Source organism: Amycolatopsis azurea DSM 43854 (assembly GCF_001995215.1).
Taxonomy (GTDB): domain Bacteria; phylum Actinomycetota; class Actinomycetes; order Mycobacteriales; family Pseudonocardiaceae; genus Amycolatopsis; species Amycolatopsis azurea.
Map to the genome: position 1 here is coordinate 17,629 of NZ_MUXN01000006.1, position 24,472 is coordinate 42,100.

Annotated in this window: 23 protein-coding genes; 10 read left to right on the plus strand and 13 right to left on the minus strand. The window is 68.5% G+C overall.

Translation table 11 applies throughout. The annotated features are described in order from the left end of the window. Nucleotides 1-42: 42 nt before the first annotated feature. Nucleotides 43-3,279 (minus strand): fused isobutyryl-CoA mutase/GTPase IcmF, encoded by a 3,237-nt coding sequence (gene icmF, locus B0293_RS09665; RefSeq protein WP_039919519.1) that lies wholly within the window; start codon nucleotides 3,277-3,279, stop codon nucleotides 43-45. Nucleotides 3,280-3,414: 135 nt separating this feature from the next. On the opposite strand from icmF, the gene B0293_RS09670 reads away from it, so the two are divergent. The 3 genes from B0293_RS09670 (at nucleotide 3,415) to B0293_RS09680 (ending at nucleotide 5,327) form a co-directional block, all read left to right on the plus strand. Further along, nucleotides 3,415-3,753, plus strand: coding sequence for an ArsR/SmtB family transcription factor (locus tag B0293_RS09670; protein WP_005166049.1), 339 nt, complete (start codon nucleotides 3,415-3,417; stop codon nucleotides 3,751-3,753). Next, nucleotides 3,746-4,399 (plus strand): DUF899 domain-containing protein, encoded by a 654-nt coding sequence (locus tag B0293_RS09675; RefSeq protein WP_052014598.1) that lies wholly within the window; start codon nucleotides 3,746-3,748, stop codon nucleotides 4,397-4,399. The genes B0293_RS09670 and B0293_RS09675 overlap by 8 nt, the downstream gene beginning before the upstream one ends. A 370-nt stretch (nucleotides 4,400-4,769) precedes the next feature. Next, nucleotides 4,770-5,327, plus strand: a complete 558-nt coding sequence (locus B0293_RS09680) for a dihydrofolate reductase family protein (protein WP_005166052.1) — start codon at nucleotides 4,770-4,772, stop codon at nucleotides 5,325-5,327. A gap of 36 nt (nucleotides 5,328-5,363) precedes the next feature. Here B0293_RS09680 and B0293_RS09685 read toward each other — a convergent pair whose 3' ends face one another. From B0293_RS09685 to B0293_RS09700, 4 genes are read right to left on the minus strand one after another with little or no spacing between them, the layout of a single operon-like run. Further along, the gene (locus B0293_RS09685; RefSeq protein ID WP_020637517.1) at nucleotides 5,364-5,927 is read right to left on the minus strand and encodes a GTP-binding protein; all 564 of its coding nucleotides are present in this window, start codon (nucleotides 5,925-5,927) and stop codon (nucleotides 5,364-5,366) included. A gap of 28 nt (nucleotides 5,928-5,955) precedes the next feature. After that, nucleotides 5,956-6,702 (minus strand): DUF742 domain-containing protein, encoded by a 747-nt coding sequence (locus B0293_RS43910; protein ID WP_209437354.1) that lies wholly within the window; start codon nucleotides 6,700-6,702, stop codon nucleotides 5,956-5,958. 7 nt (nucleotides 6,703-6,709) lie between these two features. Then, on the minus strand, nucleotides 6,710-7,162 hold the full coding sequence (locus B0293_RS09695; protein WP_005166055.1) for a roadblock/LC7 domain-containing protein: 453 nt from the start codon (nucleotides 7,160-7,162) through the stop codon (nucleotides 6,710-6,712). Continuing rightward, nucleotides 7,159-10,581 carry a sensor histidine kinase gene (locus B0293_RS09700; protein ID WP_039919521.1) on the minus strand — a complete coding sequence of 1,141 codons (3,423 nt, stop codon included), beginning with the start codon at nucleotides 10,579-10,581 and terminating at the stop codon, nucleotides 7,159-7,161. Before B0293_RS09700 ends, B0293_RS09695 begins: the two co-directional genes overlap by 4 nt. Nucleotides 10,582-11,553: 972 nt before the next feature. On the opposite strand from B0293_RS09700, the gene B0293_RS09705 reads away from it, so the two are divergent. Together B0293_RS09705 and B0293_RS09710 are read left to right on the plus strand one after the other, a co-directional pair. After that, a complete protein-coding gene (locus B0293_RS09705) occupies nucleotides 11,554-11,976 on the plus strand; it encodes a DUF485 domain-containing protein (RefSeq protein WP_005166058.1) in 423 nt (140 codons plus the stop codon). Then, nucleotides 11,973-13,547, plus strand: a complete 1,575-nt coding sequence (locus B0293_RS09710; RefSeq protein WP_005166059.1) for a solute symporter family protein — start codon at nucleotides 11,973-11,975, stop codon at nucleotides 13,545-13,547. The genes B0293_RS09705 and B0293_RS09710 overlap by 4 nt, the downstream gene beginning before the upstream one ends. Before the next feature lie 105 nt (nucleotides 13,548-13,652). Here B0293_RS09710 and B0293_RS09715 read toward each other — a convergent pair whose 3' ends face one another. Next, nucleotides 13,653-14,222 (minus strand): TetR/AcrR family transcriptional regulator, encoded by a 570-nt coding sequence (locus B0293_RS09715; protein ID WP_005166060.1) that lies wholly within the window; start codon nucleotides 14,220-14,222, stop codon nucleotides 13,653-13,655. Nucleotides 14,223-14,359: 137 nt separating this feature from the next. Here B0293_RS09715 and B0293_RS09720 point away from each other — a divergent pair, with 137 nt between their 5' ends. Next, nucleotides 14,360-15,784 (plus strand): MFS transporter, encoded by a 1,425-nt coding sequence (locus B0293_RS09720; protein ID WP_039919522.1) that lies wholly within the window; start codon nucleotides 14,360-14,362, stop codon nucleotides 15,782-15,784. Here the strand turns inward: B0293_RS09720 and B0293_RS09725 are convergent. From B0293_RS09725 to B0293_RS43685, 5 genes are all read right to left on the minus strand, one after another. Continuing rightward, the gene (locus tag B0293_RS09725; protein ID WP_005166062.1) at nucleotides 15,781-16,134 is read right to left on the minus strand and encodes a DUF3817 domain-containing protein; all 354 of its coding nucleotides are present in this window, start codon (nucleotides 16,132-16,134) and stop codon (nucleotides 15,781-15,783) included. The genes B0293_RS09720 and B0293_RS09725 overlap by 4 nt on opposite strands. A 23-nt stretch (nucleotides 16,135-16,157) precedes the next feature. After that, nucleotides 16,158-16,529: a hypothetical protein gene (locus B0293_RS09730; RefSeq protein ID WP_005166063.1), complete on the minus strand. Its 372-nt coding sequence runs from the start codon at nucleotides 16,527-16,529 to the stop codon at nucleotides 16,158-16,160. A 354-nt stretch (nucleotides 16,530-16,883) separates the two neighbouring features. Continuing rightward, nucleotides 16,884-17,771 carry a lytic transglycosylase domain-containing protein gene (locus B0293_RS09740; RefSeq protein ID WP_005166065.1) on the minus strand — a complete coding sequence of 296 codons (888 nt, stop codon included), beginning with the start codon at nucleotides 17,769-17,771 and terminating at the stop codon, nucleotides 16,884-16,886. Nucleotides 17,772-17,902: 131 nt separating this feature from the next. After that, nucleotides 17,903-18,385: a hypothetical protein gene (locus tag B0293_RS09745; RefSeq protein WP_005166067.1), complete on the minus strand. Its 483-nt coding sequence runs from the start codon at nucleotides 18,383-18,385 to the stop codon at nucleotides 17,903-17,905. Nucleotides 18,386-18,736: 351 nt separating this feature from the next. Continuing rightward, nucleotides 18,737-18,892 (minus strand): hypothetical protein, encoded by a 156-nt coding sequence (locus B0293_RS43685; protein WP_162182762.1) that lies wholly within the window; start codon nucleotides 18,890-18,892, stop codon nucleotides 18,737-18,739. A gap of 132 nt (nucleotides 18,893-19,024) precedes the next feature. Here B0293_RS43685 and B0293_RS09750 point away from each other — a divergent pair, with 132 nt between their 5' ends. Both B0293_RS09750 and B0293_RS09755 read left to right on the plus strand, forming a co-directional pair. After that, entirely contained in the window at nucleotides 19,025-19,801 is a 777-nt protein-coding gene (locus B0293_RS09750) for a crotonase/enoyl-CoA hydratase family protein (protein ID WP_005166071.1), read from the plus strand. A 19-nt stretch (nucleotides 19,802-19,820) separates the two neighbouring features. Further along, nucleotides 19,821-20,345, plus strand: a complete 525-nt coding sequence (locus B0293_RS09755; RefSeq protein ID WP_005166073.1) for a GNAT family N-acetyltransferase — start codon at nucleotides 19,821-19,823, stop codon at nucleotides 20,343-20,345. 74 nt (nucleotides 20,346-20,419) lie between these two features. Here the strand turns inward: B0293_RS09755 and B0293_RS09760 are convergent, their stop codons facing one another. Continuing rightward, nucleotides 20,420-21,562 carry a CaiB/BaiF CoA transferase family protein gene (locus B0293_RS09760; RefSeq protein WP_039919530.1) on the minus strand — a complete coding sequence of 381 codons (1,143 nt, stop codon included), beginning with the start codon at nucleotides 21,560-21,562 and terminating at the stop codon, nucleotides 20,420-20,422. A gap of 31 nt (nucleotides 21,563-21,593) precedes the next feature. Continuing rightward, the gene (locus tag B0293_RS09765; RefSeq protein WP_005166076.1) at nucleotides 21,594-22,745 is read right to left on the minus strand and encodes an acyl-CoA dehydrogenase family protein; all 1,152 of its coding nucleotides are present in this window, start codon (nucleotides 22,743-22,745) and stop codon (nucleotides 21,594-21,596) included. Between the two features lie 110 nt (nucleotides 22,746-22,855). Between B0293_RS09765 and B0293_RS09770 the strand changes: the two genes are divergently transcribed. Together B0293_RS09770 and B0293_RS09775 are read left to right on the plus strand one after the other, a co-directional pair. Then, complete coding sequence (locus tag B0293_RS09770; protein WP_085939751.1) at nucleotides 22,856-23,464, plus strand: TetR/AcrR family transcriptional regulator; 609 nt, start codon at nucleotides 22,856-22,858, stop codon at nucleotides 23,462-23,464. Between the two features lie 9 nt (nucleotides 23,465-23,473). Then, nucleotides 23,474-24,388: a hypothetical protein gene (locus tag B0293_RS09775; RefSeq protein WP_005166080.1), complete on the plus strand. Its 915-nt coding sequence runs from the start codon at nucleotides 23,474-23,476 to the stop codon at nucleotides 24,386-24,388. The last annotated feature ends 84 nt before the right edge of the window (nucleotides 24,389-24,472 follow it).

Consider the following 24,472-nt stretch of genomic DNA (forward strand, 5'->3'; position numbering starts at 1 on the left):
GTTCAGCAACTACCCGAACACGCCCCGCGATATTCCCGATGGCTAGACGTTGCGCCGGTACTGCCCGCCCACCTCGAAGAACGCCTCGGTGATCTGGCCGAGCGAGCACACGCGCGCCGCGTCCATCAGCACGCCGAACAGGTTGCCGCCCCGGGTCGCCGCCTCACGCAGCGTCTTGAGCGCGACCTGCGCCTCGGCGTGGTGCCGGTGCTGGAAGTCCTCCAGCCGGTTCAGCTGCGACACCTTCTCGTCCTCGGTCGCCCGCGCCAGTTCGACCTCGACGTCGTTCTCGCCGCCGTGCGGGTTGCGGAAGGTGTTGACGCCGATGATCGGCAGCGTGCCGTCGTGCTTCTGGCGTTCGTAGAGGATCGACTCGTCCTGGATCTTGCCGCGCTGGTAGCCGGTCTCCATCGCGCCCAGGACGCCGCCGCGTTCGGAGATCCGGTCGAACTCCAGCAGGACGGCCTCTTCGACCAGGTCGGTCAGCTCGTCGATGATGAACGAGCCCTGCAACGGGTTCTCGTTCTTCGACAGGCCCCACTCCTTGTTGATGATCATCTGGATGGCCATCGCCCGGCGCACCGAACTCTCCGACGGCGTCGTGATCGCCTCGTCGAAGGCGTTGGTGTGCAAGGAGTTCGCGTTGTCGTACAGCGCGCACAGCGCCTGCAGCGTGGTGCGGATGTCGTTGAAGCTCATCTCCTGCGCGTGCAGCGACCGGCCGGAGGTCTGCACGTGGTACTTGAGCTTCTGCGAGCGGTCGTTGGCGCCGTAGCGCTCCCGCATCGCGACCGCCCAGATCCGGCGCGCGACCCGGCCCAGCACCGAGTACTCGGCGTCCATCCCGTTGGAGAAGAAGAACGACAGGTTCGGCGCGAAGTCGTCGATGCTCATCCCGCGCGCGAGGTAGCTCTCGACGTAGGTGAAACCGTTCGAGAGGGTGAAGGCCAGCTGCGAGATCGGGTTCGCCCCGGCCTCGGCGATGTGATAGCCGGAGATCGACACCGAGTAGAAGTTCCGGACGCCGTGGTCGATGAACCATTCCTGGATGTCGGCCATCATCCGCAGGCTGAACTCGGTGGAGAAGATGCAGGTGTTCTGCCCCTGGTCCTCCTTGAGGATGTCCGCCTGCACGGTGCCGCGGACGTTGCGCAGCGCCCACTCGCGCAGTTCGGCGGCCTCGGTTTCGGACGGCTCGCGGCCGTGCTCGGCCTTGAACGCCTCGACGCGCTGGTCGATCGCGGTGTTGAGGAAGAACGCGAGGATCGTCGGCGCCGGGCCGTTGATCGTCATCGACACCGACGTGCTCGGCGACGTCAGGTCGAAGCCGTCGTAGAGCACCTCCATGTCCTCCAGCGTCGCGATGGAGACGCCGGAGGTGCCGACCTTGCCGTAGATGTCGGGGCGGGTGTGCGGGTCGTGCCCGTAAAGGGTGACGGAGTCGAAGGCGGTCGAAAGGCGCTTCGCCTCGGAGTCGGCCGAAAGAAGCTTGAACCGCTTGTTGGTGCGGAAGGGGTCGCCCTCGCCGGCGAACATGCGCGCCGGATCCTCACCCTCGCGCTTGAACGGGAAAACGCCCGCGGTGTAAGGGAAGTATCCGGGCAGGTGCTCGCGGCGCAGGAACGACAGCAGCTCGCCGGACTCGGTGTAGCGCGGCAGCGCCACGCGCGGGATCCGGTTGCCGGACAGCGTGTCGCGCCAGAGCTGGGTGCGCAGTTCCTTGTCGCGGATCTTCACGACCAGCTCGTCGGCGCGGTAGGACTCGGCCAGTTCCTGGAAGCGGGCCAGCAGATTTGTCGACTCGCCGTCCACATCGGACTCGGCGGCGGCGAGCAGCCCGTCGAGCGCGTCGGTGCTCGCGTCGACGGCGGCCAGCGCCTCCTTGGCGGCGGTGAGGTGTTCGCGCTTGCGGAGCGCGGCGACCTGCTGCTCGGTCTTGGCGTGGTACCCGCGGACGGTGTCGGAGATCTCCGCGAGATAGCGCGTCCGGTTCGCCGGGATGATCGTGCTGGCGTCGGTCGACACCTTGCCCTCGACCTTCGGCAGCACGCCGGGCGAGACGGTCAGGCCGCGCTCGGCGAGGGTGTCGCGCAGGTGCTGGTAGAGCGAGGTGACGCCGTCGTCGTTGAACTTCGCGGCGCTCGTGCCGTACACCGGCATGTCCTCGGGCGAGGAGCTGAACGCCTCACGGTTGCGGACGAGCTGGCGCGCGACATCACGACGGGCGTCTTCGGCGCCACGGCGCTCGAACTTGTTGATCGCGACCGCGTCGGCGAAGTCGAGCATGTCGATCTTCTCCAGCTGCGACGCCGCGCCGAACTCCGGCGTCATGACGTACAGCGACTGGTCCACGTAGTCGACGATGCCGGCGTCGCCCTGGCCGATACCCGGCGTCTCGACGATCACGAGGTCGAAACCCGCCGCCTTGCAGGCGAGGATCGACTCGGAGAGCCCGGTCGGGATCTCGCCGCTGGTGGTCCGCGTGGCCAGCGAGCGGAAGTAGACCGGGCTGCCGTCGAGACAGTTCATCCGGATGCGGTCACCCAGCAGCGCTCCCCCGCCCTTGCGGCGCGACGGGTCGACGGCGAGCACGGCGATGCGGAGCTTGTCCTCCTGGTCCAGCCGGAACCGGCGGATCAGCTCGTCGGTGAGCGACGACTTTCCCGAACCACCCGTACCGGTGATGCCGAGGACAGGCACCGTCCGCGACTTGGCGGTCTCGGCGATCTTGTCGAGCCAATCCTGCGGCAGCGACTCGCGCTGAAGCTGCGTGATGACGCGCGACAGCGCCGGGATGTCCCCGGAGAGCAGTTTGTCGACCGAATCCGGCGGCTGCGTGGTCAGATCCGTGTCGCAGGCCTTGATCATCATGTTGATCATGCCCGGGAGGCCCATCTCGTAGCCGTCCTCGGGCGAGAAGATCCGCGCGACACCCCGCGAGTGCAGCAGGTCGATCTCCTCGCGGACGATGACGCCGCCACCGCCGCCGAACACCTTGATGTGCCCCGCGCCGCGCTCGTTGAGCAGCTCGACCAGGTAGCTGAAGTATTCGACGTGCCCGCCCTGGTAGGCGCTGATGGCCACGCCCTGGACGTCCTCGGCGATGGCCGCGGTCGCGACCTCGTCGACCGACCTGTTGTGCCCGAGGTGCACCACCTCCGCGCCCTGCGACTGCAGGATGCGCCTCATGATGTTGATGGACGCGTCGTGCCCGTCGAAGAGGCTCGACGCCGTCACGAAGCGAACGGGGTTCACGGGCCGGTACAGGTCGCTGCTCATCCCTCCAAAATACTTGGACTTCCTACTGTTTTAAACCCACCTACTCGCGTGACGGCGCTCTCACTCGTCCTTGACAGATCAACTCGCACCAGTATATTCAACTCAAAGGTTAAACAACCAATCGATTGAGCAGCGATGACCACTGATCAGCTCAGCGCCACCTTCGCCGCTTTGGCGGATCCGACCCGGCGGGCGATCCTCGCTCGTCTCTCCACGGGCGAGGCCAGCGTCAACGAGCTGGCCGAGCCCTTTCCGGTCAGCCTTCAGGCCGTCTCGAAACACCTCAAGGTCCTCGAGCGCGCGGGCTTGATCAGCCGGAGCCGGACGGCGCAATGGCGGCCCTGCCGGCTCGAGGCCGGCCCGCTCGGCGAAGTCTCCGACTGGGTCGAGCGCTACCGGCGGTTCTGGGAAGGCGGTTTCGACCGCATGGAAGAGCACCTCGCCGAACTACAGAAGGGCGAACGGAATGACTGAGACCATGGCACTGCCGGAAATCGTCTCGCGGGACGACTGGCAGATCGCGCGAGACGCGTTGCTGGCCAAGGAGAAGGAACTCACCCGGGCCGCGGACGCGGTCGCCGCCGAACGGCGACGGCTCCCGATGGTCCGCTTCGACGCCACGTACGAGTTCGAAGGTCCCCAGGGCCGGGTCACCCTGCTGGACCTGTTCGAGGGACGACGTCAGCTGATCGTCTACCACTTCATGCTCGCCCCCGGGCAGAAGGCGGGCTGCCCCGGCTGCTCGATGCTCGTGGACAACGTCGGACACCTCGCCCACCTCCACGCCCGCGACACCACGCTGTACCTGGTCTCGCCGGCGACGCCGCCCGAGATCGAGCGGTACAAGGAGCGGATGGGCTGGACCGTCCCGTGGGTCTCGACCCTCGGCGACTTCAACCCGGACTGCGGCGTCGACGGCGGGTTCGGGGTCAGCGTCTTCCTGCGCGACGGCGACGACGTGTTCCGCACCTACTTCACCACGAACCGCGGCGGGGACCAGCTGATCGGGACGCTGCGCTACCTGGACCTGACACCGCTCGGGCGGCAGGAGGCCTGGGAGGAGTCCGGCCGCGGGACCGATGGCCCCGGGCACTGGTGGAAGCGGCACGACGAGTACTGACGCTCCCGCGCAATTAGTCCTCTAAATGCGTGCCTGGGCTGTCTCGGGACGCGGGTGCCGAGTACATGAAGGCCCCCTTGCTTGCGCCTGGCTCCGTGAAGGACCCCTTCATGTACTCGGGCTGCCACGAAGGGCGAGTTTCCTCGGCTGAGCCGCGTGAAGGGGACCTTCACGCGCACCTGTCGTGACGTATTAGGTCACTGGGGTTTCTGTGGCGAGTGAGGCTCCTGAGGCGATCCGGTCGTCCGTGAAGACCTCACGCATTTAGTCCTCTAAATGCGTGAGGGACATGTCGAGAACCTCGCGCCCGCTCCGACCCCTCGGTGTCCGGCGCCCGGAAGGCGGGCGCCACACCGAGAGGGAGCACACCGTGCGCAAGCTCGTCTACTTCGTCCACACCTCGATCGACGGCCACATCGAGGGCCCGAACGGTGAGTTCGACTGGCCCGAGATGGGCCCCGAACTGTCCGGCCACTCCAAGGAACTGGCCGACCGCTCGGACACCTTCGTCTACGGGCGGCGCGTCTGGGAGATGATGTCGTCGTTCTGGCCGGAGGCCGAGAAGAAGTCGACCCACCCGCACGTCCTGGCTTTCGCGCCGATCTGGCGGGAGACGAAGAAGGTCGTCTTCTCGCGGACGCTGGAGAAGGCGGATTGGGACACCGAGGTCATCAACGACGACCTCGCCGAGCGGATGACCGAACTCAAGGCGAGGCCAGGCAAGGATCTGCTGCTCACGGGCGGGACCGAACTCGCGACGGCGTGCGCCCACCACGGCCTGGTCGACGAGTTCCACGTCGTCGTGCACCCGGTCGTGCTCGGCGGTGGAAAGCAGGTGCTCGCGGACGGCGCCCGGGCGAACCTGCGGCTGACCGGAACCCGTACCTTCGACGGCCGCGCGGTCCTGCTGACCTACGAACAGGGGTGAAACCAGGCGGCAGCCCCTACGCTGCCGCCGTCGGGATCACCTCGAGTTGCTCGCGCGCAACGCGATCCACTGCCGCATCGCGTACTCGACCAGCGTGATCAGCGTCTGTTTGGTCGACTCCCGCTCCCGCGCGTCACACCGGACGATCGGGATGTTGGGGTCGATCGACAGCGCTTCACGCACGTCGTTGATGTCGTGTTCGAGGATGCCGTCGAAGGTGTTGACCCCGACGATGTAGGGCAGGCCCCGGTCCTCGAAGAAGTCGATCGGCGCGAACGAATCGGCCAGCCGTCGCGTGTCGGCCAGCACCACGGCGCCGATCGCGCCGCGGACGAGGTCGTCCCACATGAACCAGAACCGCTGCTGCCCGGGCGTGCCGAACAGGTAGAGGATCAGGTCCGCGTCCAGGGAAACCCGGCCGAAGTCCATCGCGACCGTGGTGGTCGACTTGTTGGGCGTCTGATCGAGGTTGTCGATCCCCCGACTGGCGTCGGTCATCATCGCCTCGGTGGTGAGCGGGACGATCTCCGACACCGACCCGACGAAGGTCGTCTTGCCCGCACCGAAGCCACCCGCCACGACGATCTTCGCGGATGTCATGGTCGGGGGCGCGGTGTCCCGCGGTGCCTTAAAGCCGACGGAGTCCACTCAAAACCCTTTCCATCAACACCAGATGTGCCTCGGCGCCGTCATTGCCCGAAATCGTCTTGTGCACGCTGACCAGTCCCGCGTCCGCCGCGTCGCTGATCAGCACGCGTGCCACACCCAGCGGTACGCGCAGGGTCGCCGCGATCTCGGCGACCGAACGCGGGGTGCGGCACTCCTCGATGATCGAAATGCATTCGATCTGGTCCGCGGCCATCGCGGGGAGGCTACCCGCTGCGACGTGGTCCTTGGTGGAGATGAGGGTCTCCAGCTCGAGAGCGTAGTTCGCCTTGGTCCGGCCGCCGGTGAGGGCATAGGGACGGACGATAGCGGTCTCTTCGAGCGGCGACGGCGCCTGCTCGAAAACGGCCGGCATGATGAACTCGCCACTGGGTGGACCCGGGTCGAAAAGACCACCTGGTCTCGGCCCGACGGCGCCTGCGCCGCTGTCGGGTGGAGAGGCAAGTGAGGTCACGCGGTCTCCTTGATCGGTCGGCTGCGGGACTGCCGATTCCCCTGCGGCGTGTGCTCCGCTCACCGGGAAATCCTCGGACTGCTTGTTCTTCTTGCGCTTCCGACGACCACGGCCCGAATCCAGGGTGAAGCCGTTCAAGACGTCGGCGAAGGTGCCGTCGTCCCGTGAACCGGCAGCATGGGCAGCCCCCGCGTACGGAGGCTGGTGTTCACCCGTCCCCGGCGGGTCGCCGAAGGATCCGGATCCGGTGCTCATCGGGACATCATCCCACCGGTTCGCCGATCAGCGACCCACCGGCGCCCTGCAATTGTGCGCGGAGTTCCGGAGTGAGGATCTGACCGACGCGGTCGACGAGCATCGTCATCTCGTACGCGACCTGACCGATGTCGCAGTTCGGGGCGGCGAGGATGGCCAGGCAGGAGCCGTCGCTGATGGACATCAGCACCATGATGCCGAGTTCCATCTCGACGACGGTCTCGTTGACCGCGCCCGCTTCGAAGCAGCGCGCGGCGCCTTGGGTCAGGCTCACCAGTCCGGACGCGACGGCGGCCAGCTGGTCGGCGCGATCCAGCGGGAGCCTGCTGGACGCGGTGAGCAGGAGGCCGTCCGCCGACACGACCACGGCGTGCGCCACTCCGGGTACCCGCTCGGCGAAGTCATTGACCAGCCACCCGAACTGGTTCTGCTGGGGCTGGGCCGGGTTCGGCGAGGTCATTCACCCTCCAGGGTTTCGTGGTTGCCTTCGGTCGCCTGGGCTGTGTGGTGCCGTCCGCGCTGGATGCCCTGCTGGAAGCTGCTCAGGCGACCGCGCACGTCGTGCGCGTCTCGCTGTGGTCGGGGGGTGACCGCCCCGGCGGGGGGTCCCGCGCTGCCCGGGAGCAGTTGCTCCCCGCGACGGCGCCTGGGTAATCCTGCCGAAGTCATCCTCGAGGGCACAGACTGGGACACCGCTTGGGCGGCTTTCCAGCCTTCGTCGGAGCCGAAGTTCCAGGCATCGGTCTCCTCGACAGCGGTGACCGGTTCCGGTTCCGGGGGCGCTGCCTGCGGTTTCTTCTCGGGCTTCCGGCTCGGCAACACGGACGGCGGTGCCGCCGGACGTGCGGCCGTCTCCGACGGCTGCACCACCTTCGCCGGTTCGGGCGCCGGAGCGGGCTCCGGCGTCGTGTCCGGCTGGGTGGCGGGGAGCTGCGTGGTGGCCGGAGCCGCCTTGTCCGCGGCCTCCTTGCGGCCCCGCTTGACACCCTGCTGGAAACTGCTCAGCCGGCCACGCACGTTCGCCGGGTCGCGGACCGGCAGGTCCGCCTTGGCTGCGGGTTCGGCGGCCGGGACCGACGACGCCGCGCTGCCCGGCAGCAGCTGCTCGCCCTTGCGACGGCGCGGCAACCCGGCCTGGGTGAACGTCGACGGGGCGTGCTGGGAGACCTCCTGGACCGTGCGGAAAGCCTTGTCACTGGCGAAGTCCCAGTTGCGGGCTTCCTGCTCGGCGGTGGAGCCGGCTTCGGCGGCGGGCTCGGCCGTCCTCTTCTCTCCGGGCTCCGTCTTGCCCGGCTTCTCCTTCTTGACCGAGGGTTTGGCCGCGGGCTTTTCCAGAGCGGGCGCGGGCGAACGGAACCACGCCGACAGCATCTCGTCGAAGATCGGCGTCGTCTCCGGCGCGGTGGGCGCCGTCGTGACGGCCGGGGTCGGCGTGGCCGCCTGGCTCCACCACTCGCTCAGCGTGGTGCTGTTCTTGGCCTCGAACAGTTCCTTGCCGCTGGGCAGCTCGTCGTCCGGAGTGGCGGGCGCGGGCGCGGCGGGCTCCGCCGTCTCCTCGGCGACCGGCTCGGCTTCGGCGGCGGGCTCCGGTTCGGGCTCGGGCTGACGTGGCTGCGGCGCGGGAGGCGGTGCCGTGTCGTCCTTGGGGATCGGGCTGAACAGCGCCGTTCCCGAAATCTCCACAGTGGACGGCGGCCGCGGGTCCTGAGTCTGGCTGTGCCCGTTCAGCCCGGGTTTGGTGTGACCGGCCAGATCGTTGGCCGACGGCCACCGCTCGCCGCCCTGCGGCGGAACACTCGGCCGCGAGCCGTTCGTCGCGGGACGCTGTCGGCGGGGCAGACCGCCCGGCTGCTGCGGCGGCACCGGCGCGAGGCGCTGGGTGATCGGGCCGGTGGCGGGACCGGGGTCTCCCCCGGGGGGCACCATCACGAGGTCCGCCGGGACCGAGACGGTGGCGCGGACACCGACGATGTCCTTGCCGCCGTGCAGCGAGACGCCGATGCGGTGCCTGCTGGCCAGCCGTCCGACCACGAACAGGCCCATCCGGCGCGAGGTGGTCAGGTCGACGTTGGGGGCCTCGGTGAGCCGGGCGTTGGCCTCGGCGACCTCGGCCTCGTTCATCCCGATGCCCTTGTCGAGGATGTCGATGCCGAACGAACCGTCCTCGACGAGCCGGGTCGCGACCGTCACGTGGGTTTCCGGGGCGGAGAACGCGGTCGCGTTGTCCAGCAGCTCGGCGATCAGGCGCATCAGGTCGTTGGCGGCGTACCCGACCAGCCGCACCGGCGGCGGGTTCTGCACGGTGACCCGCTGGTACTGCTCGATCTCGGACACCGCCGCGCGCACCACGTCGGTGGCGGAGACCGGCTGACCGGACCGCCTGCCCGGCTCGGCGCCGGAGAGGACCATCAGGTTCTCGTTGTTGCGGCGCATCCGGGTGGCGAGGTGGTCGAGCTGGAACAGCGTGGCGAGCTGGTCGGCGTCCTCTTCGTCGCGCTCCAGCCGCTCGATCAGCTGCAGCTGCCGCTGCACGAGACTCTGGCTGCGGCGGGAGAGGTTGACGAACACGTTGCTGTAGCCGGTGCGCATCGAGGCCTGTTCGGTGGCCAGGCGCAGCGCCTGGTGGTGCACCTTGTCGAAGGCCCTGGCGACCTCGCCGATCTCGTCGTCGCTGCCGACCGGGACCGGCTGGACGTCGGTGCCCTGCGAGCGGCCCTCCTGGATGTTGCGGACGGCGTCGGGCAGCTGTTTCTCGGCGACGTCGAGGGCGCTGGCGCGCAGCACCTTCAGCGAGCGCAGCAACTGGCGGGTGATGAGGAAGACGACCGCGACGGCGAGCACCATCGCGCCGAACAGCAGGACCGCGAGCAGGCCCGCGCCGCTGCTGGCGTCGTCGACCAGTTCGGCCGACACCGCGCTCGTCTCGCCGCCGAACTTGTTCGCGACCTCGCCGACCTTGGTGATCACGGCGTTCGAGGCGTCGGTCCAGCCCTGCGCGGACAACGTCCGGAAGGCCTGAGTGGACGGTGTGCCCTGTTCGCCGAGCGCGGTTTTCGCGAGCCTGTCGCGGTTCTCCATCGCGCTGTCGGTGACGGCGGCGCCGAACTCCTGGCGCTGCTGTTCCGAAGCGGCTGCCTTGAAGTCGGTGAAGCGGTCGGCCAGCCGCAGTTCGGCGGTGCGCAGCTGGTCGAGCTCGCTCGGCGCGAGACTCGACCGGGCGATGCCGAAGGAGACCAGCGCCTGGCTCAGCGACAGCTGTTCCTTCATCACGGCGAGGTCGTGCAGCGCCGCCGGGGTGCCACCGAGGACGTTTTCACTGGCACCGGCGGACAACGCGGTGTCGACGGCGAGCAGCGAGGTGGTGATGTCGGTGTACTCGCCGATCGCCTGGACGGGGTCGAGCTGCCCGGCGGAGGCCCGCTGCCGGATGTCGGCCAGCTTGTCCAGCTGGACGGCCGCGGCGTCCCGCGCCTGGCGGAGCGACGGCTCGTTCTCGACGGCTCTGGCCGCGGCGGCCACGTACAACGGGATGGCGGTGTCGACGTCGGCGCGGGCCGAGCCGAGTTCGAGGGTCCCGCCGACGGTGCCGGCGGTCAGCCCGGCGGCGGACTGGGTGCGTTCGCGGCCGAGCCCGTCGGCGAGGGTGCGGATCTGCCCGCTCAGCGCGACGAGCCGGTCCAGCCGCTGGTAGCCGTCGGAACGGCCGACCTGGCCCGCGATGGTGGCGATGCCCAGTGCGAGTGCGATGAGGATCGGCACCAGCGTCACCGCCGACAGCTTCACCGGCAGGCTCCAGTCCCGCCAGCGCACGAGCGCACGCCAGCCGGTGGCCCACCGAGATGGCCGGGGGGTGCGTCCCAGCAGCTCCCCGACCGGCACTTGGCCTTCTCCTGCAACGGTCACGTAGGTGACTCCCTGTCCGGCGTCCTGGCACGGTCTGAGGCGTCCGTTCCCGCGAGGTGTCTTCCTGCGGAGAACTCGGCCCCGGCCTGACCACGTGATCGATCACGACACGAGGGACCCTGTCCGGCGATCCGGGTGTCCCCAGGAACACCGGTCCGCTCCGGTAGGTCTTGCACCTGCACGTGCAGGTCGCAACCTGCGAAGTGCAAGGTCGTCGAGATCAACTTTTCTTTGCCAATCGATCACTGCGGGTCAGCCGGGCCAAAGAATCGTACACCAATCCGGGTGCCGTCAATTCCGTTCGGCATACGGGGGCTGACCTGGGAAAAGTGCGCACCCGAACGATGTACAAGGCCCGAAATCCGTCTTCGCGTCACAAACGAGGGAATTCCGGTTACAAGTTGCGCCGATGCACAGGGTGCCCTCATCACCCGATCAGCCTACGTACGGTAGCCATGTCGCCCGGTCGAACTACTTTCCGTGCCCCCAACGGGTGGGTCAAGCCCAAATATGTGCCCGATGTTGTGGCCTTGACACTCACGTCGGCAAGTTGTCGCCCGACATGGTGATTTCTTTCCAGGCACCCAGCGAACCGGGGGATCCTCCCCGGTCGGGGATGGCGGGCACCGTATCGAAGCCCGCCGGGACCGGGAAGCAAAACTACGATCTGTCACCGAAACGAGGGACAGAGCGTGGCCATCGTCCATCGTTTGCCGCAGTGGGCCGTTCGGGCGACGACCGCGCGTGACAATCCACCTCACTATTACGAGTGAGAAAGCCGGATCATTTCGACCGAAACGAATTCCGGGAACACTATTCCGACGCGTTAGCGAATACCCGCTCCCACTGCCGTGGAAGCGGGGTCGCCTATTCAGAGCGTGTGAAGCCGTAGTTAGTATGTGCGCTCCCGTACCGCGCCACGGACGCAAGCAAGCCCCGGAGGAACCCATGCCCGACGTCGCGCGTCCCTACGCGGCGAGCAACGCCCTGGAGGACACCGGGCAGATGCCCGCGCTGTTCGCCCGCGAGCGCCAGCCCGCTCCCCCGCCACCGCGCAGCACCGGCCCGGACTTCGACCGGATCCAGCACGGCAAGGAGTTCGTCTCGCTGCGCAAGACCTTCCGGCGGTTCGTGTTCCCGATGAGCCTGCTGTTCTTCACCTGGTACATGACGTTCGTGCTGCTGGCGGCCTACGCCCACGACTTCATGAGCCGGAAGGTGTGGGGCGAGGTCAACGTCGGCATCCTGCTCGGCCTCGGCCAGTTCGCGAGCACGATCCTGATCACGATCGCCTACCTGAAGTTCGCCAACAAGCGGCTCGACCCGAAGGTCGAACAGCTGCGAGCCTCGGTCGAGGCTGGTGAGCGATGAGCATCCCCGACAACGACCCGGTCCTGAACATCGCGGTGTTCGCGCTGTTCGTCGCGATCACCCTCTACGTGGTGTATCGCGCCAGTACGCGCAACTCGTCCACTTCGGACTACTACGCGGCGGGAAGCGCCTTTACCGGGCGACAGAACGGAATCGCACTTTCGGGTGACTTCCTCTCGGCGGCGTCGTTCCTCGGTATCGCCGGGGCGATCGCGATCCACGGCTACGACGGCTTCCTGTACTCGATCGGGTTCCTCGTCGCCTGGATGGTCGACCTGCTGCTGATCGCCGAACTGCTGCGCAACACCGGCCGGTTCACCATGGGCGACGTGCTGAGCTTCCGGATGAAGCAGCGCCCGGTCCGCGCCGCGGCCGCGACGTCGACGCTGGTGATCTCCTTCTTCTACATGCTCGCGCAGATGGCGGGCGCCGGCGGCCTGGTGGCCCTGCTGCTGGACATCCACGGCGGCATCGGCCAGGCGCTGGTGATCGGCGTCGTCGGCGTCGTCATGGTGCTGTACGTGCTGGTCGGCGGGATGAAGGGCACCACGTGGGTGCAGATCATCAAGGCGACCATCCTGCTGCTGACCGGCGCGCTGATCACCGTGTTCCTGTTCGGCAAGTTCGGCTTCAGCTTCTCGAACCTGCTCTCGGCCGCCGCCGACAACAGCCCGCTCGGAGACGAACTGCTGGAGCCGGGCGGCTCGTACGGCAAGAGCGAGGTCACGAAACTCGACTTCGTCTCGCTGGCGCTCGCGCTGGTCCTCGGCGCCGCCGCGCTCCCGCACGTGCTGATGCGCTTCTACACGGTGCCGAACTCGCGCGAGGCGCGGCGTTCGGTGGTGTGGGCGACCGCGTGCATGACCGTCTTCTATCTCTGCACCCTGGTCATCGGCTTCGGCGCGGCCGCGCTGGTCGGCCCGGAGGCGATCAAGAACGCGCCCGGCGGGGAGAACTCGGCGGCGCCGCTGCTCGCGTTGAACATCGGCGGCACCCTGCTGCTCGGCATCGTCTCGGCGGTGGCCTTCGCGACCATCCTCGCCGTCGTCGCCGGGCTGACGATCACCGCTTCGGCCTCGTTCGCGCACGACGTCTACGCCAACATCTTCAAACGCGGCAAGGCGGAACCGGCCGCGGAGGTCCGGGTCGCCCGGCTGACCGCGGTCGCCGTCGGGGCGCTCGCGATCGTGGGCGGCATCCTCGCGAACGGGCAGAACATCGCGTTCCTGGTGGCGCTGGCGTTCGCGGTCGCGGCGTCGGCGAACCTCTCGACGCTGCTGTACTCGCTGTTCTGGAAGCGTTTCAACACCACCGGCACCCTGTGGGGGATCTACGGCGGGCTGATCGCGAGCCTGGTGCTCGTGTTCTTCTCGCCGGTGATGTCCGGGGCAGCGGACTCGATCGTCAAGAGCGTCGACTTCCACTGGTTCCCGCTGAAGAACCCGGGCCTGGTGTCGATCCCGTTCTCGTTCCTGTGCGGGTTCGTGGGCACCTTCGTCGGCCGGTCGAAGGCCGATCCGGTCAAGCACGCCGAGATGGAGGTACGGTCCCTGACCGGGATCGGCTCCTGACGGGCGCTCTCGCAGTACATGAAGGCCCCCTTACTTGCGCCTGGCGCAAGTAAGGGGGCCTTCATGTACTGCGGCGAGGTGCGAAGGTCCAGTCCGCACTGAGCCTCATTGCTTCCGGAGGCCGTCCAGCACGATCGTCAGAAGCCGCGTCGTGTCCTCCCCCGTGGCCTTGCTCGCCGCCGAGCCCAGCCCGTGCCCGAGCCGCAGGATGTCGGGGCCGGTGACGTCGGCCCGGATCGTGCCTTCGTCCTGAGCCGCCTTCACGATCGTGTCCGCCGCGGCGTGCAACCGCGCCCGGCACCAGCCGAAGACCTCGGACCCGGCGTCGACGGACGCCTTCAGCGTCATCGCGAGCCCGTGCTTCTCGACCACGTAGACGACGTGCGTGGCCAGCCACGTCTCGAGCGCCTTCCCCGGCGGCAGCTCTTCGAGCAGGTCGTAGGCCTGCTGCGCCAGCCCGTCGATCTCGTCGCGGTAGACGGCCTCGATCAGCTTGTCGCGCGTCGGGAAGTGCCGGTACAGCGTGCCCGCGCCGACCCCGGCGCGTTTGGCGATGTCGTCGGCGGGCACGTCCACGCCGTCGGCGGTGAACGCCTCCTTCGCCACGGCCACGATGCGCTCGTAGTTGCGCCGCGCGTCCGCGCGCATGGGGCGGGCCGGATCGGCCGTGTCCATCTGCACCTCCTCGGGCGACGAAAACGGAGAGGTTCTCCGAATCCACTTGCATAAGCGGAGACACTCTCCATATCATCGCTCACGACCTCAAGTGGAGAGTCTCTCCGCTTCATCTCGTTACGTCTTTGGAGTATTCCTTGACCGAACGAACCCTGCGTGCCGAGCCTAGGCCGGAGACGGCCGGGGCCCCACCTTCTCCACACCGGCTGGTCCTCCCGATCGTCCTGACCTGCCAGCTCATGCTCATCCTCGACGCGACGGTGATGAACGTCGCGCTCCCCCGCATCCAGTCCGATCTCGGCTTCACCGACACCGGCCTGTCCTGGGTGATGACGGCGTACAGCCTCGTCTTCGGCGGCCTGTTGCTGCTCGGCGGCCGGGCGGGCGACCTGTTCGGCAGGCGCCGGACGTTCGTCGTCGGCGCCGCCGTGTTCACCGCCGCTTCCCTGCTCGGCGGCCTGGCGGGCTCGGCGGAGATGCTGATCGCGGCCCGGGTCCTGCAAGGCGTCGGCGCCGCGCTCGCCGGTCCGAGCACCTTGGCCCTGATCACCAGCACGTTCACCGAGGCCAAGGCCAGGGTGCGCGCGCTGGCGCTGTTCTCCGCGATGTCCAGCGGCGGTTTCGCGATCGGCCTGCTGCTCGGCGGGCTGCTGACCGAATGGATCTCCTGGCGCGCGGCGCTGTACATCAACGTCCCGTTCGGACTCGCGATCGTCCTGCTCACCCCGAGGTACGTCGCCGATCCGCCGCGCCGTCGCGCCCGGCTGGACCTGCCCGGCGCGTTCACCGGCACCTTCGGCGTCGGCTCGCTCGTGTTCGCCTTCACCCACGCCGCTTCCGACGGCTGGGGCGACACGATCACCCTCGGCGCCCTCGCCGCCGGACTGGCGCTGCTGGCCGCGTTCGTCACCATCGAGCGCAGGGTGAGCGAGCCGTTGATCCCGTTGCGGCTGTTCGCCGAACGCGACCGTGCCGCGGCCTACGTCAACTTCTTCCTCGGGCCGATGGCGATGATGTCGATGTTCTTCTTTTTGACGCAGTTCCTGCAGGACATCGCGGGTTTCGCGGCCTTGGAGACCGGTTTCGCGTTCCTGCCGATGGCGGTCTGCATGTTCGGCCTCAGCAGGCTGATCCCGAAACTGCTCCCCCGGTTCGGGCCGAAACCGCTCGCGCTGACCGGGACCGCGCTGATGACCGGCGGGGTCGTCTGGCTGACCACGCTCACCACGGACAGCGGGTACTTCTCGCATCTGCTCGGGCCGATGCTGCTGATGGGCATCGGCGCGGGGCTGGCGTTCTCCCCGCTCAGCGTGATCATCATGGCGACGGTGCCCACCGACGACGCGGGGGCCGCCGGCGGCGCGCTGCAGACGTTGCAGCAGGTCGGGGCGACGCTGGGGCTGGCGATCCTGATCACCGTGTTCGGCGCGGTGACGCGGACGCCGTCGGGGAGCCCGGCCGAGACCACGGTCGACGGGATGACCGCGGCGTTCACCACCGCGGCAGTGGTGACGGCGACGTCGTTCCTGGTGGCGCTGAGCTTCCGGCGCCGGACCGCTTAGAGCTTCGCGCCCGCCTGGACCTTGTGCGTGACCTTGCGTTCCATCACGAAGGAGAAGAACGGGATGCAGCCGGCGATCAGCACGAGGAGAGTGCCCTTCATCGACCAGCGGGCCTTGATCGCGAGGTCGACCGCGAGCAGCAGATAGATCAGGTAGAGCCCGCCGTGGACCATGGGGATCATCTTCACGAACTGGGGAAGTTCCACGCGGAAGACGTACTGCAGCAGCATCTCGACGACCAGCCCGAGCAGGGCCACACCGGTGGCGTACGCCGCGACGCGGAACCGGATCAGCGGCCCGCCCAGCGAGACCGGGCGGGCCGGGGCGGCGTCGTCAGTTCGGGTGGTCATAGGGTCTCGAACCTCTCTGGGGACTACTTGTCGCGGGCGTTGAGTTCGCGCAGGTACCGGTTGTAGGCGGCGAGCTCGTCGTCCTCGGGCGGCTGCGGTGCCGGGGCGCGCCGCTGCCGGGGGGCAGGCACCTCGGGGACGGCGGTCTCGGCCACCGTCTCCTGGGCGTCGGCCTCGGCGGCGCGACGGCGGAGTTTGCGGATCCGCCAGAACATGAACGCGGGGAACAGCCCGAACAGCGGCCACTGCAGGACGTAGCCGAGGTTCTGGAAGGTCCCGCTGGCCGAGGAGAACCGCTCCCACTGCCACCAGGCGAGCCCGCAGCACAGCGCCAGGCTCACCAGGCAGACGCCGGCGATGCCGAGACGGCGCAGGGTGACGGACGATGCGGGCACGCATCGACGCTAGCACTGGGCACGCGGCGAAAGTTCGGCGACCGGGCCGGTCGGGACCTTGGTCCCGGGTCCGATCTCCTGAGTGGTGAGGACGGTTCTTTTGAGGGGTAAGGCAAACATGGCGTGTTCAGTCGCCCGCCCGCACACCGACCCCGGGTGTTGCGAAAGCCACTTCCGCAACGTTGAAGGTTGCGAAAGTGGCTTTCACAACGCCTCGGGGACTCCGCCGCCCACGACCGAACACCGGTCCGTGAAGGCCTCCTTGAGGGACCCAGAGTCCCTCAAGGAGGCCTTCACGGACTTGGCACCCGACAGGACACCTTTGCCCTTCTGCTCAATAACCGCCCTTACCACTCACGAGCGGGTGGCCGCGACGGCCTTCGCGTAGTCGTCCGCCAGCCCGAAGACCTTCTGCGCGTACTCGGTCGAGTTGTTGTACGACAGGATCCCCTGCCACCAGCCCGACGCGGCCGACATGTCCCGGTTGTTCACGCACAGGTAGCGCGCCGCCGCGAGCGACGCGTCGTCGATCTGCTGCGGGTCGCCGACTCCGTCGCGGTTGCCGTCGGCGGCGTACCGGCGCCAGGTACTGGGGATGAACTGCATCGGGCCGACCGCGCGGTCGACGGCCGGGTCCCCGTCGAACTGGCCGCCGTCGGTGTCGCCGATGGCCTTCACCCCGGGCGACCCGTCGAGCGGGACGCCGATGATCGGCTTCGACGGGCGTCCGTCCTGGCCGAGGACGGCACCGCCGTACTGACCGTGGTTCGACTCGATCCGGCCGATGCCCGCCAGGGTGGCCCACGAGATCTTGCAGTTCGGCTGCATCTGGCGCATGGCCAGTTCGGCGTTGCCGTAGGCGAGCAGCGCCCTGGCAGGGATGCCGGTGGCCTGCGCCGCCTTGTCGGACCAGGTGGCCAGCGGGTCCTTGCCCGGTTTCGGCTGCGCCTGCTGCGGCGTGGTCTGCTGGGTGCCGCCGCCCGCGAGGGTGGCGTTGACCGGGGCGACCGAGCCGGGTTTGACGTCCGCCGCCTTGACCTGCAGCGCGGGGATCTCCATCGTCGTGGGGCTCGCGACCGGGGCGGACGCCTTGGTCACCAGCCAGATCCCGCCCCCGGCGAGGCCGAGCACGGCCAGCACGATCACCAGCCTGCCGAGTACGGCGGCGCCCACCCCGCGACGTGGCGGAGCGGGCGTGGCCGGGTCGGCGACGAGTTCGTCGTTTTCCGGGGTGGTGCGCACGAAGCGGGTCCTCCAGCGTGGGCGGCGATCACGACCGATGCTCGAACAACGAGCCCGCGCAGGTTAGCGTTACGCGGTCGCCGAGATCGCCCTTGCCACGCCGGTTCACCCGCGCGTGCGAGATGTTCTCATCAGGCGGACTTCTGCTGCCTCGCCAGTCGCGCGACGCACCAGGCCGGGGCGCTGCCGCGGCGAAGGTGCTGCAAAACGGTCATCGGGCCGAGACGGCGGCCCAGGTCGGACGGCGTGAGCCCGGCCGCGCGGTAGTCGAGGGCGCGCTGGTCGAGCGGGCTGATGCCGGCGTCCCACCAGGCCTCGGCCTCGGTGACGCCGCCGACCATCTGCCACCAGCCCGCGGCGGCGACGAGCAGGTCACGCGGGACATCGGGAAGACGGCTGCTCATGGCGTCGAGGTAGCCCGGGTCGGCGGCCTCGACCGGCGCCCAGCGCGCCTGGCCGGACTGCTGACGCTGGCCGGGGATACCGGGAGCCTGTCGCGGCGCGTCGGCGAGCCACGCGGACGCGATCCGGTCCGTCTCCTGCTCCTCGGGGGTTTGCTCACGCTCGGCCGCCCACTGCCGGATCAACGCATCGACTCCGGGATCTCCGGTCATCCCTGCCTCCTCATGATTCCCCGACTGACAAGTCCTGACTTACTTGCCCGGCTGAAAGTTCCACTGCTTTGGGGCTTGCACCTGCGGAAACGCATCCCCAGGAGGCCGGCTCCGGCGCCTGGAGGACCAACCGATCACGCAATGTGAGCACCGTAGGGGCGCGGAGGTCTTTTCCGCCAGAGCTTCCAGGGCACGAATTCGTCGACCAGCGGGTTTTCGGGGGCAATCCACCCGGATGGTCGAGTCGTCCGACCGAAATCCGAGACGGGTGACGCTGAGTGATAACCGCAGGTGGATGCGCACAGTGATCACCGGCGTCACCAGGGACACCGGTGGAGGTGGAGCGACAGGTCAGGAGAAGAGGCTCCGGACGAACGTCACGATGGCTTCGGCCCCGGACCGGAGCCAGCCGAGTGCGGTGTGGACGGCGTCGGCGGACTGGGTCGGCCTGCTGATCAGAAAGAAGAGCACGAGCGCGACGACAGCGATCACAACGAATTTCTTCAAGCCGGGCGACATGGCTCCATCCCATCACACCGTAGTGTCCAGACGATGACTCCGCGCGCACTGCGGACTTTGTCACCACTTTAAGGAAAACCGGGCCTGGTTGCCCACTCTGTTTCCCCGCGGGAGGGACAAATGAGCGAAAGCGTTCTCGTCCACCGGGAAGGGCCGGTGACGACGATCACGCTGAACCGGCCCGAGGCCCGCAACGCGGTGGACGGGCCGACCGCGGCCGCGCTGGCGGACGCGTTCCGCGCCTTCGACGCCGACGAGGAGGCCGCTGTCGCCGTCCTCACCGGTTCGGGTGATGCCTTCTGCGCCGGCGCCGACCTGAAGGCCGTCGGGACCGACCGCTCGAACGCCCTCGCCCCATCGGGTGACGGTCCGATGGGGCCGACGCGGATGACGCTGTCGAAGCCGGTGATCGCCGCTGTCCGCGGGCACGCCGTCGCGGGCGGTCTGGAGCTGGCGCTGTGGTGCGATCTGCGGGTCGCCGACCGCACGGCCGTCTTCGGCGTGTTCTGCCGCCGCTGGGGTGTCCCGCTGATCGACGGCGGCACGGTGCGCCTCCCCCGGCTGATCGGGCACTCGCGGGCGATGGACCTGATCCTCACCGGCCGCCCGGTCGACGCCGACGAGGCGCTCGCGATCGGCCTGGCGAACCGGGTCGTCCCCGACGGCGAGGCACTGGCGGCCGCGCGAACCCTGGCGCGTGAACTGGCCGCGTTCCCGCAAGCCTGCCTGCGCGCGGACCGGGCGTCGGCGTACGGCCAGCACGGGCTCACCGAGGAAGAGGCGATGCGGGCCGAGTTCTCGAACGCGCTGACCGAAGGCGGGCTCGCCGCGGAAGCGGTCGAAGGCGCCAGCCGGTTCAGTGACGGCGCGGGGCGTCACGGCAGCTTCGGCGCCTGACCGTCCTACTCTCTGTCGGATGAACGAAACCGGAGTCGCGCTCAGACCGGTGTCCGAAGAAGACCTGCCGATGCTCGAAGCGCTCACGAACGATCCGCAGGCCGCGGGCAAGTTCGAATGGCATGGCTGGCACGATCCGCATTTCCTGCGCCGACGCTGGGCCGAGACCGGCATGATCGCGGCGGACAACGGGATGCTGATGATCGAACTCGACGGGCGGCGGCTCGGTTTCGTCTCGTGGCACAAGACCAGGACCGGGTCGACGTCGTACTGCTGGAACGCGGGCCTCGTGCTCGTCCCCGAGGCCCGCGGGCACGGCTACGGCACCGAGGCGCAGCGGCTACTGGTCCGCTACCTCTTCGCGCACACGCAGATGAACCGCGTCGAGGCGTCGACGGAGGCGGGCAACACCGCCGAGCAGCGCTCCCTGACGAAGGCGGGCTTCACCAGGGAAGGCACGCTGCGCGGCTACGGGTTCCGGGACGGGGCCTGGCGCGACCACATCCTCTATTCGATGCTGCGGTCCGATCTGGACGTGGGCTGAAAGCGTCCTTCACCGCATGTCACGCGGTGAAGGACGCTTTCGCTGCATCTCATGCGGGGAAAGTCCCCTTCAGCTCACACGATGGCGCCCGCGGCCTTGAGCCGCTCGATCCCGTCGGCGTCCACTCCGAGTTCCTCGAGGACGCCGACGGTGTCGGCGCCCTTGGGCCGCGGCGGTTCCGGCGTCTCCGCCGGTGTGCGGTCGAACCTCGGCGCGGGCGCGGGCTGCATCATGCCGCCGACGTCGACGAACGTCCCGCGCGCGACGTTGTGCGGATGCGACGGTGCCTCCCTGGGCGCGAGCACCGGCGTCAGGCACGCGTCGGTGCCCTCGGCCTTCGCGACCAGTTCGTCGCGAGTGTGCTTCGCGACGGCCTCGGCGACGATCTTGCGCAGCTTCGGCCACTCGTTCATGTCGACGTGGACCGGGATCTCCTCGGGATCGAGGCCGAGCACCTTCACCAGGTCGCCCCAGAACCGCATCTCGATCGCGCCGATGGCGACGTACTTGCCGTCGGCGGTCTCGTAGGTGTCGTAGAACGGCGCGCCGCCGTCGAGCATGTTCTCGCCGCGCCCGCCGGGCCAGAGCCCGGAGTCCAGCATCCCGTGCAGGCTGGTGGTCAGCAGGGCCGCGCCGTCCACCATGGACGCGTCGACCACCTGTCCCTTGCCCGACGACGTGCGTTCGTACAGCGCCGCCAGCACGCCCATCGCGAGCAGGAGGCCACCGCCGCCGAAGTCGCCGACGAGGTTGAGCGGCACCACCGGCCGCTGCCCGGCGTGCCCGATGGGTTCGAGCGCGCCGGAGATGCCGATGTAGTTGATGTCGTGCCCGGCGACGGTCGCCAGCGGACCGTCCTGGCCGTAGCCGGTCATCCGGCCGTAGACCAGCCGCGGGTTGCGGGCGTGGACCTGTTCCGGCCCGATGCCCATCCGCTCGGCGACGCCGGGACGGAAACCCTCGATGAGCACGTCGGCGCTTTCGGCGAGTTTCAGCACCAGTTCGACCCCCTCGGGGGTCTTGGTGTTGATCCCGATCGACCGCCTGCCCCTGGCGAGCGGATCGTTCGGGAAGCCGATGACGTCGTTGCCCGGTGTCGCCCGGTCGATCCGGACGACCTCCGCGCCGAGATCGGCGAGGATCGTGCAGGCGAACGGCGCCGGGGCGAGCCCGGCCAGTTCGACGACCTTGAGCCCGCTCAGCGGCCCAGCCTTCATCGCCACGTCCTTTCCTGATACGGCAACGGTTTCACAGCGTGCGGGAGATGATTTCCTTCATGATCTCGCTGGTGCCGCCGAAGATACGGGAGATCCGGATGTCGGCCCACGCGCGCGCGATCGGGTACTCGGTCATGTAGCCGTAGCCGCCGAAGAGCTGCAGGCAGTCGTCGACGACCTTGTTGACCCGTTCGGTGGTCCACAGCTTCGCCATGGCCGCGCCCTGCACGTCGAGTTCCTTGCGCAGATGCCGTTCGATGCACTGGTCGAGGTACGCGCGGGACACGGCGGCCTCGGTCGCGGCCTCGGCGAGCTTGAACTTCGTGTTCTGGAAGTTGTAGATCGGGCGGCCGAACGCCTGACGGTCCTTGGTGTAGGCGATGGTCTGGTCGATCGCGGCCTCCATCCCGGCGACCGCGGTGACGGCGATGATCAGCCGTTCCTGCGGCAGCTGCTGCATGAGCTGGATGAAGCCGAGGCCTTCCTTGTCGCCGAGGAGGTTGGCGACGGGCACGCGGACGTCGTCGAAGTTCAGCTCCGCGGTGTCCTGGCCCTTGAGCCCGATCTTGTCGAGGACACGGCCGCGGCTGAAGCCCGGGGTGTCGGTCTCGACGGCGATCAGCGAGACACCCTGCGCGCCGGCCTCCGGGTCGGTCTTCACCGCGACGACGACGAGATCGGCGTGGAAACCGTTGGTGATGAACGTCTTCGCGCCGTTGATCACGTAGTGGTCGCCGTCGCGTACCGCGCGGGTCTTGATGTTCTGCAGGTCCGACCCCGTACCGGGCTCGGTCATCGCGACGGCGCCGACCATCTCGCCGGAGGCGAACTTCGGCAGCCACGCCTTCTTCTGTTCCTCGTTGGCGTACTCGAGGATGTAGTGCGCGACGATTCCGTTGTGGACGGTGACGCCCCAGGCGCTGTCGCCGGACCTGGCCTGCTCTTCGTAGAGCACGGCCTCGTGGGCGAACGTGCCGCCGCCCCCGCCGTACTCCTCCGGGATGGACAGTGCCAGCAGGCCGACCTCGCCCGCCTTCGTCCAGAGCTCGCGGTCGACCTTCTTCTCGGCCGCCCAGCGCTCCTGGTTCGGCGCGAGTTCCTTCTGGCAGAACGTCCGGGCGAGGTCCCGGAGGTCTTCGAGCTCCGTCGTGCTCCACGAACTCTTCTGGATCTGCAAGGGCACGGCCTACGCCTCCTGATCGGACCTGGAAAACATGACGCTTAGGATGTAAGTTCCATTCGGAATGTACATCCGTACCGAGCTGCACGTAAAGGGGGCCGGATCCGGTGAGCGTGCTCGGCAGGACCCACCGCACCCAGGCCGAACGGCGTGCGCAGACCCGCACCGCCCTGCTCGACGCGACCATCGACTGCCTGGTCGACCTCGGGTACGCACGCACGTCGGTGCAGGAGATCTGCGCCCGCGCCGGGGTCTCCAAAGGCGCCGTGCAGCACCACTTCTCCGCGAAGGCGGAACTCATGGCGGCCGCCGTCGAGCATCTGACGGAGAAGCTGCGCGGACGGCTCGCGACGTCGATCACCGAACTCCCCGGTGGCTCCTCGGGGGTCGCGGCGGCGATCGACCTGCTGTGGGAGGGCTACTCGGGCACGCTGTCCACGGCCGCCACGGAGCTGTGGGTCGCGGCGCGCACCGATCCCGAACTCCGCGCGGCGATCCGCCCGGTCGACAAGGCACTGGGCCGTTCGACACTGGAGCACATCACCGCCGTCGCCGGGGACCTGCCGAAGGAGCGCGCGGAGATCCTGTTCTGGCTGACCGTGAACCTCACCCGCGGCCTGGCGCTGGACGCCGAACTCGGCGGCGATCCGAAGCGACGACGGCAATTGCTCGACGAATGGAAACGGGTCGCGGTCATGTTGTACGAGGACGCGTCCCCGTAGTCTTCGAGCATGGGGAGATCGACGGCGTTCGCCGTACTGACCGCGGCCATTCTCGTACTGACCGGCTGCACGGCCGCGCCGCCGCCTCCGCCTTCGAGCCCTTTGACGCTGCGCGAAGCGCTCGGCGATCCCACGACCGTGGACTTCTGCGGCCTGCTGGACCTGCCCGATCTCGACAGCGCGCTTCCGCTGGAATCCAGGCCGTCACCGAGCATGGGCTCCTGCTCGTTCCGGACCAAGAACGCGCTGATCAGCTTTGGTTTCCCCGAAGACCGGGCAAAAGAACGCCTAGCGGGCGCCACCCCGGTCGCCTGGCAGGACCTGACCCGTGACCTGCGGGTGGTCCGCACGGACCTCGAGGACCAGCCCCTCCTGCACCTCGTTTTCGCCGACGACTCCTCGATCCGGGTCGGCACGTTCTTCACCTCGCCCGGAAGCGCTTCCGAGTCGCTCACCGCGGCGACGAAGACCCTGGAAGGCGCCGTCCGCTCGCTCGTGGCCGGCAAGCAGGCGGCGCATCTCGGCTACCGCGAAAACTCCCTGGCACGCTTGGACGCCTGCACCGCCTTGTGGTCCGACGCCGAGGTCTCCGCCAGGCTGGGCACCGCGGTCGCCGGGAAGGGCGATCTGTCCCGGCACAGGTGCCTTTGGGGCGAGCAGGGGGCGGACCGGCTCGTCCGGCTCGAGTTCGGTCTCGGCCCGCGCCCGAAGGCCGCGGCGAGCGTTCGAGAAGAGACGCTGGGCGGGCGCAAGTCCTTCGTCCAAGAGATTTCCGGTGGCTGCACGATCCAGACGAGCCACATCGAGGGGCCGGACGCGAACCGGAACCAGGTCGAGCACGCTCTTCTCGCCGTACAGGCACCAAATGCGTGCGACGTCGCCAGGGAATTGGCGAACGTCGCCTGGCCGAAACTCCCCGCGTAGCACGTGCGTAAGCGGTTGACCAGAGCACAGGTGACACTTATCTCGTCGGCCGATCCATGATGGAATTCCTTGCTGGACAACAAA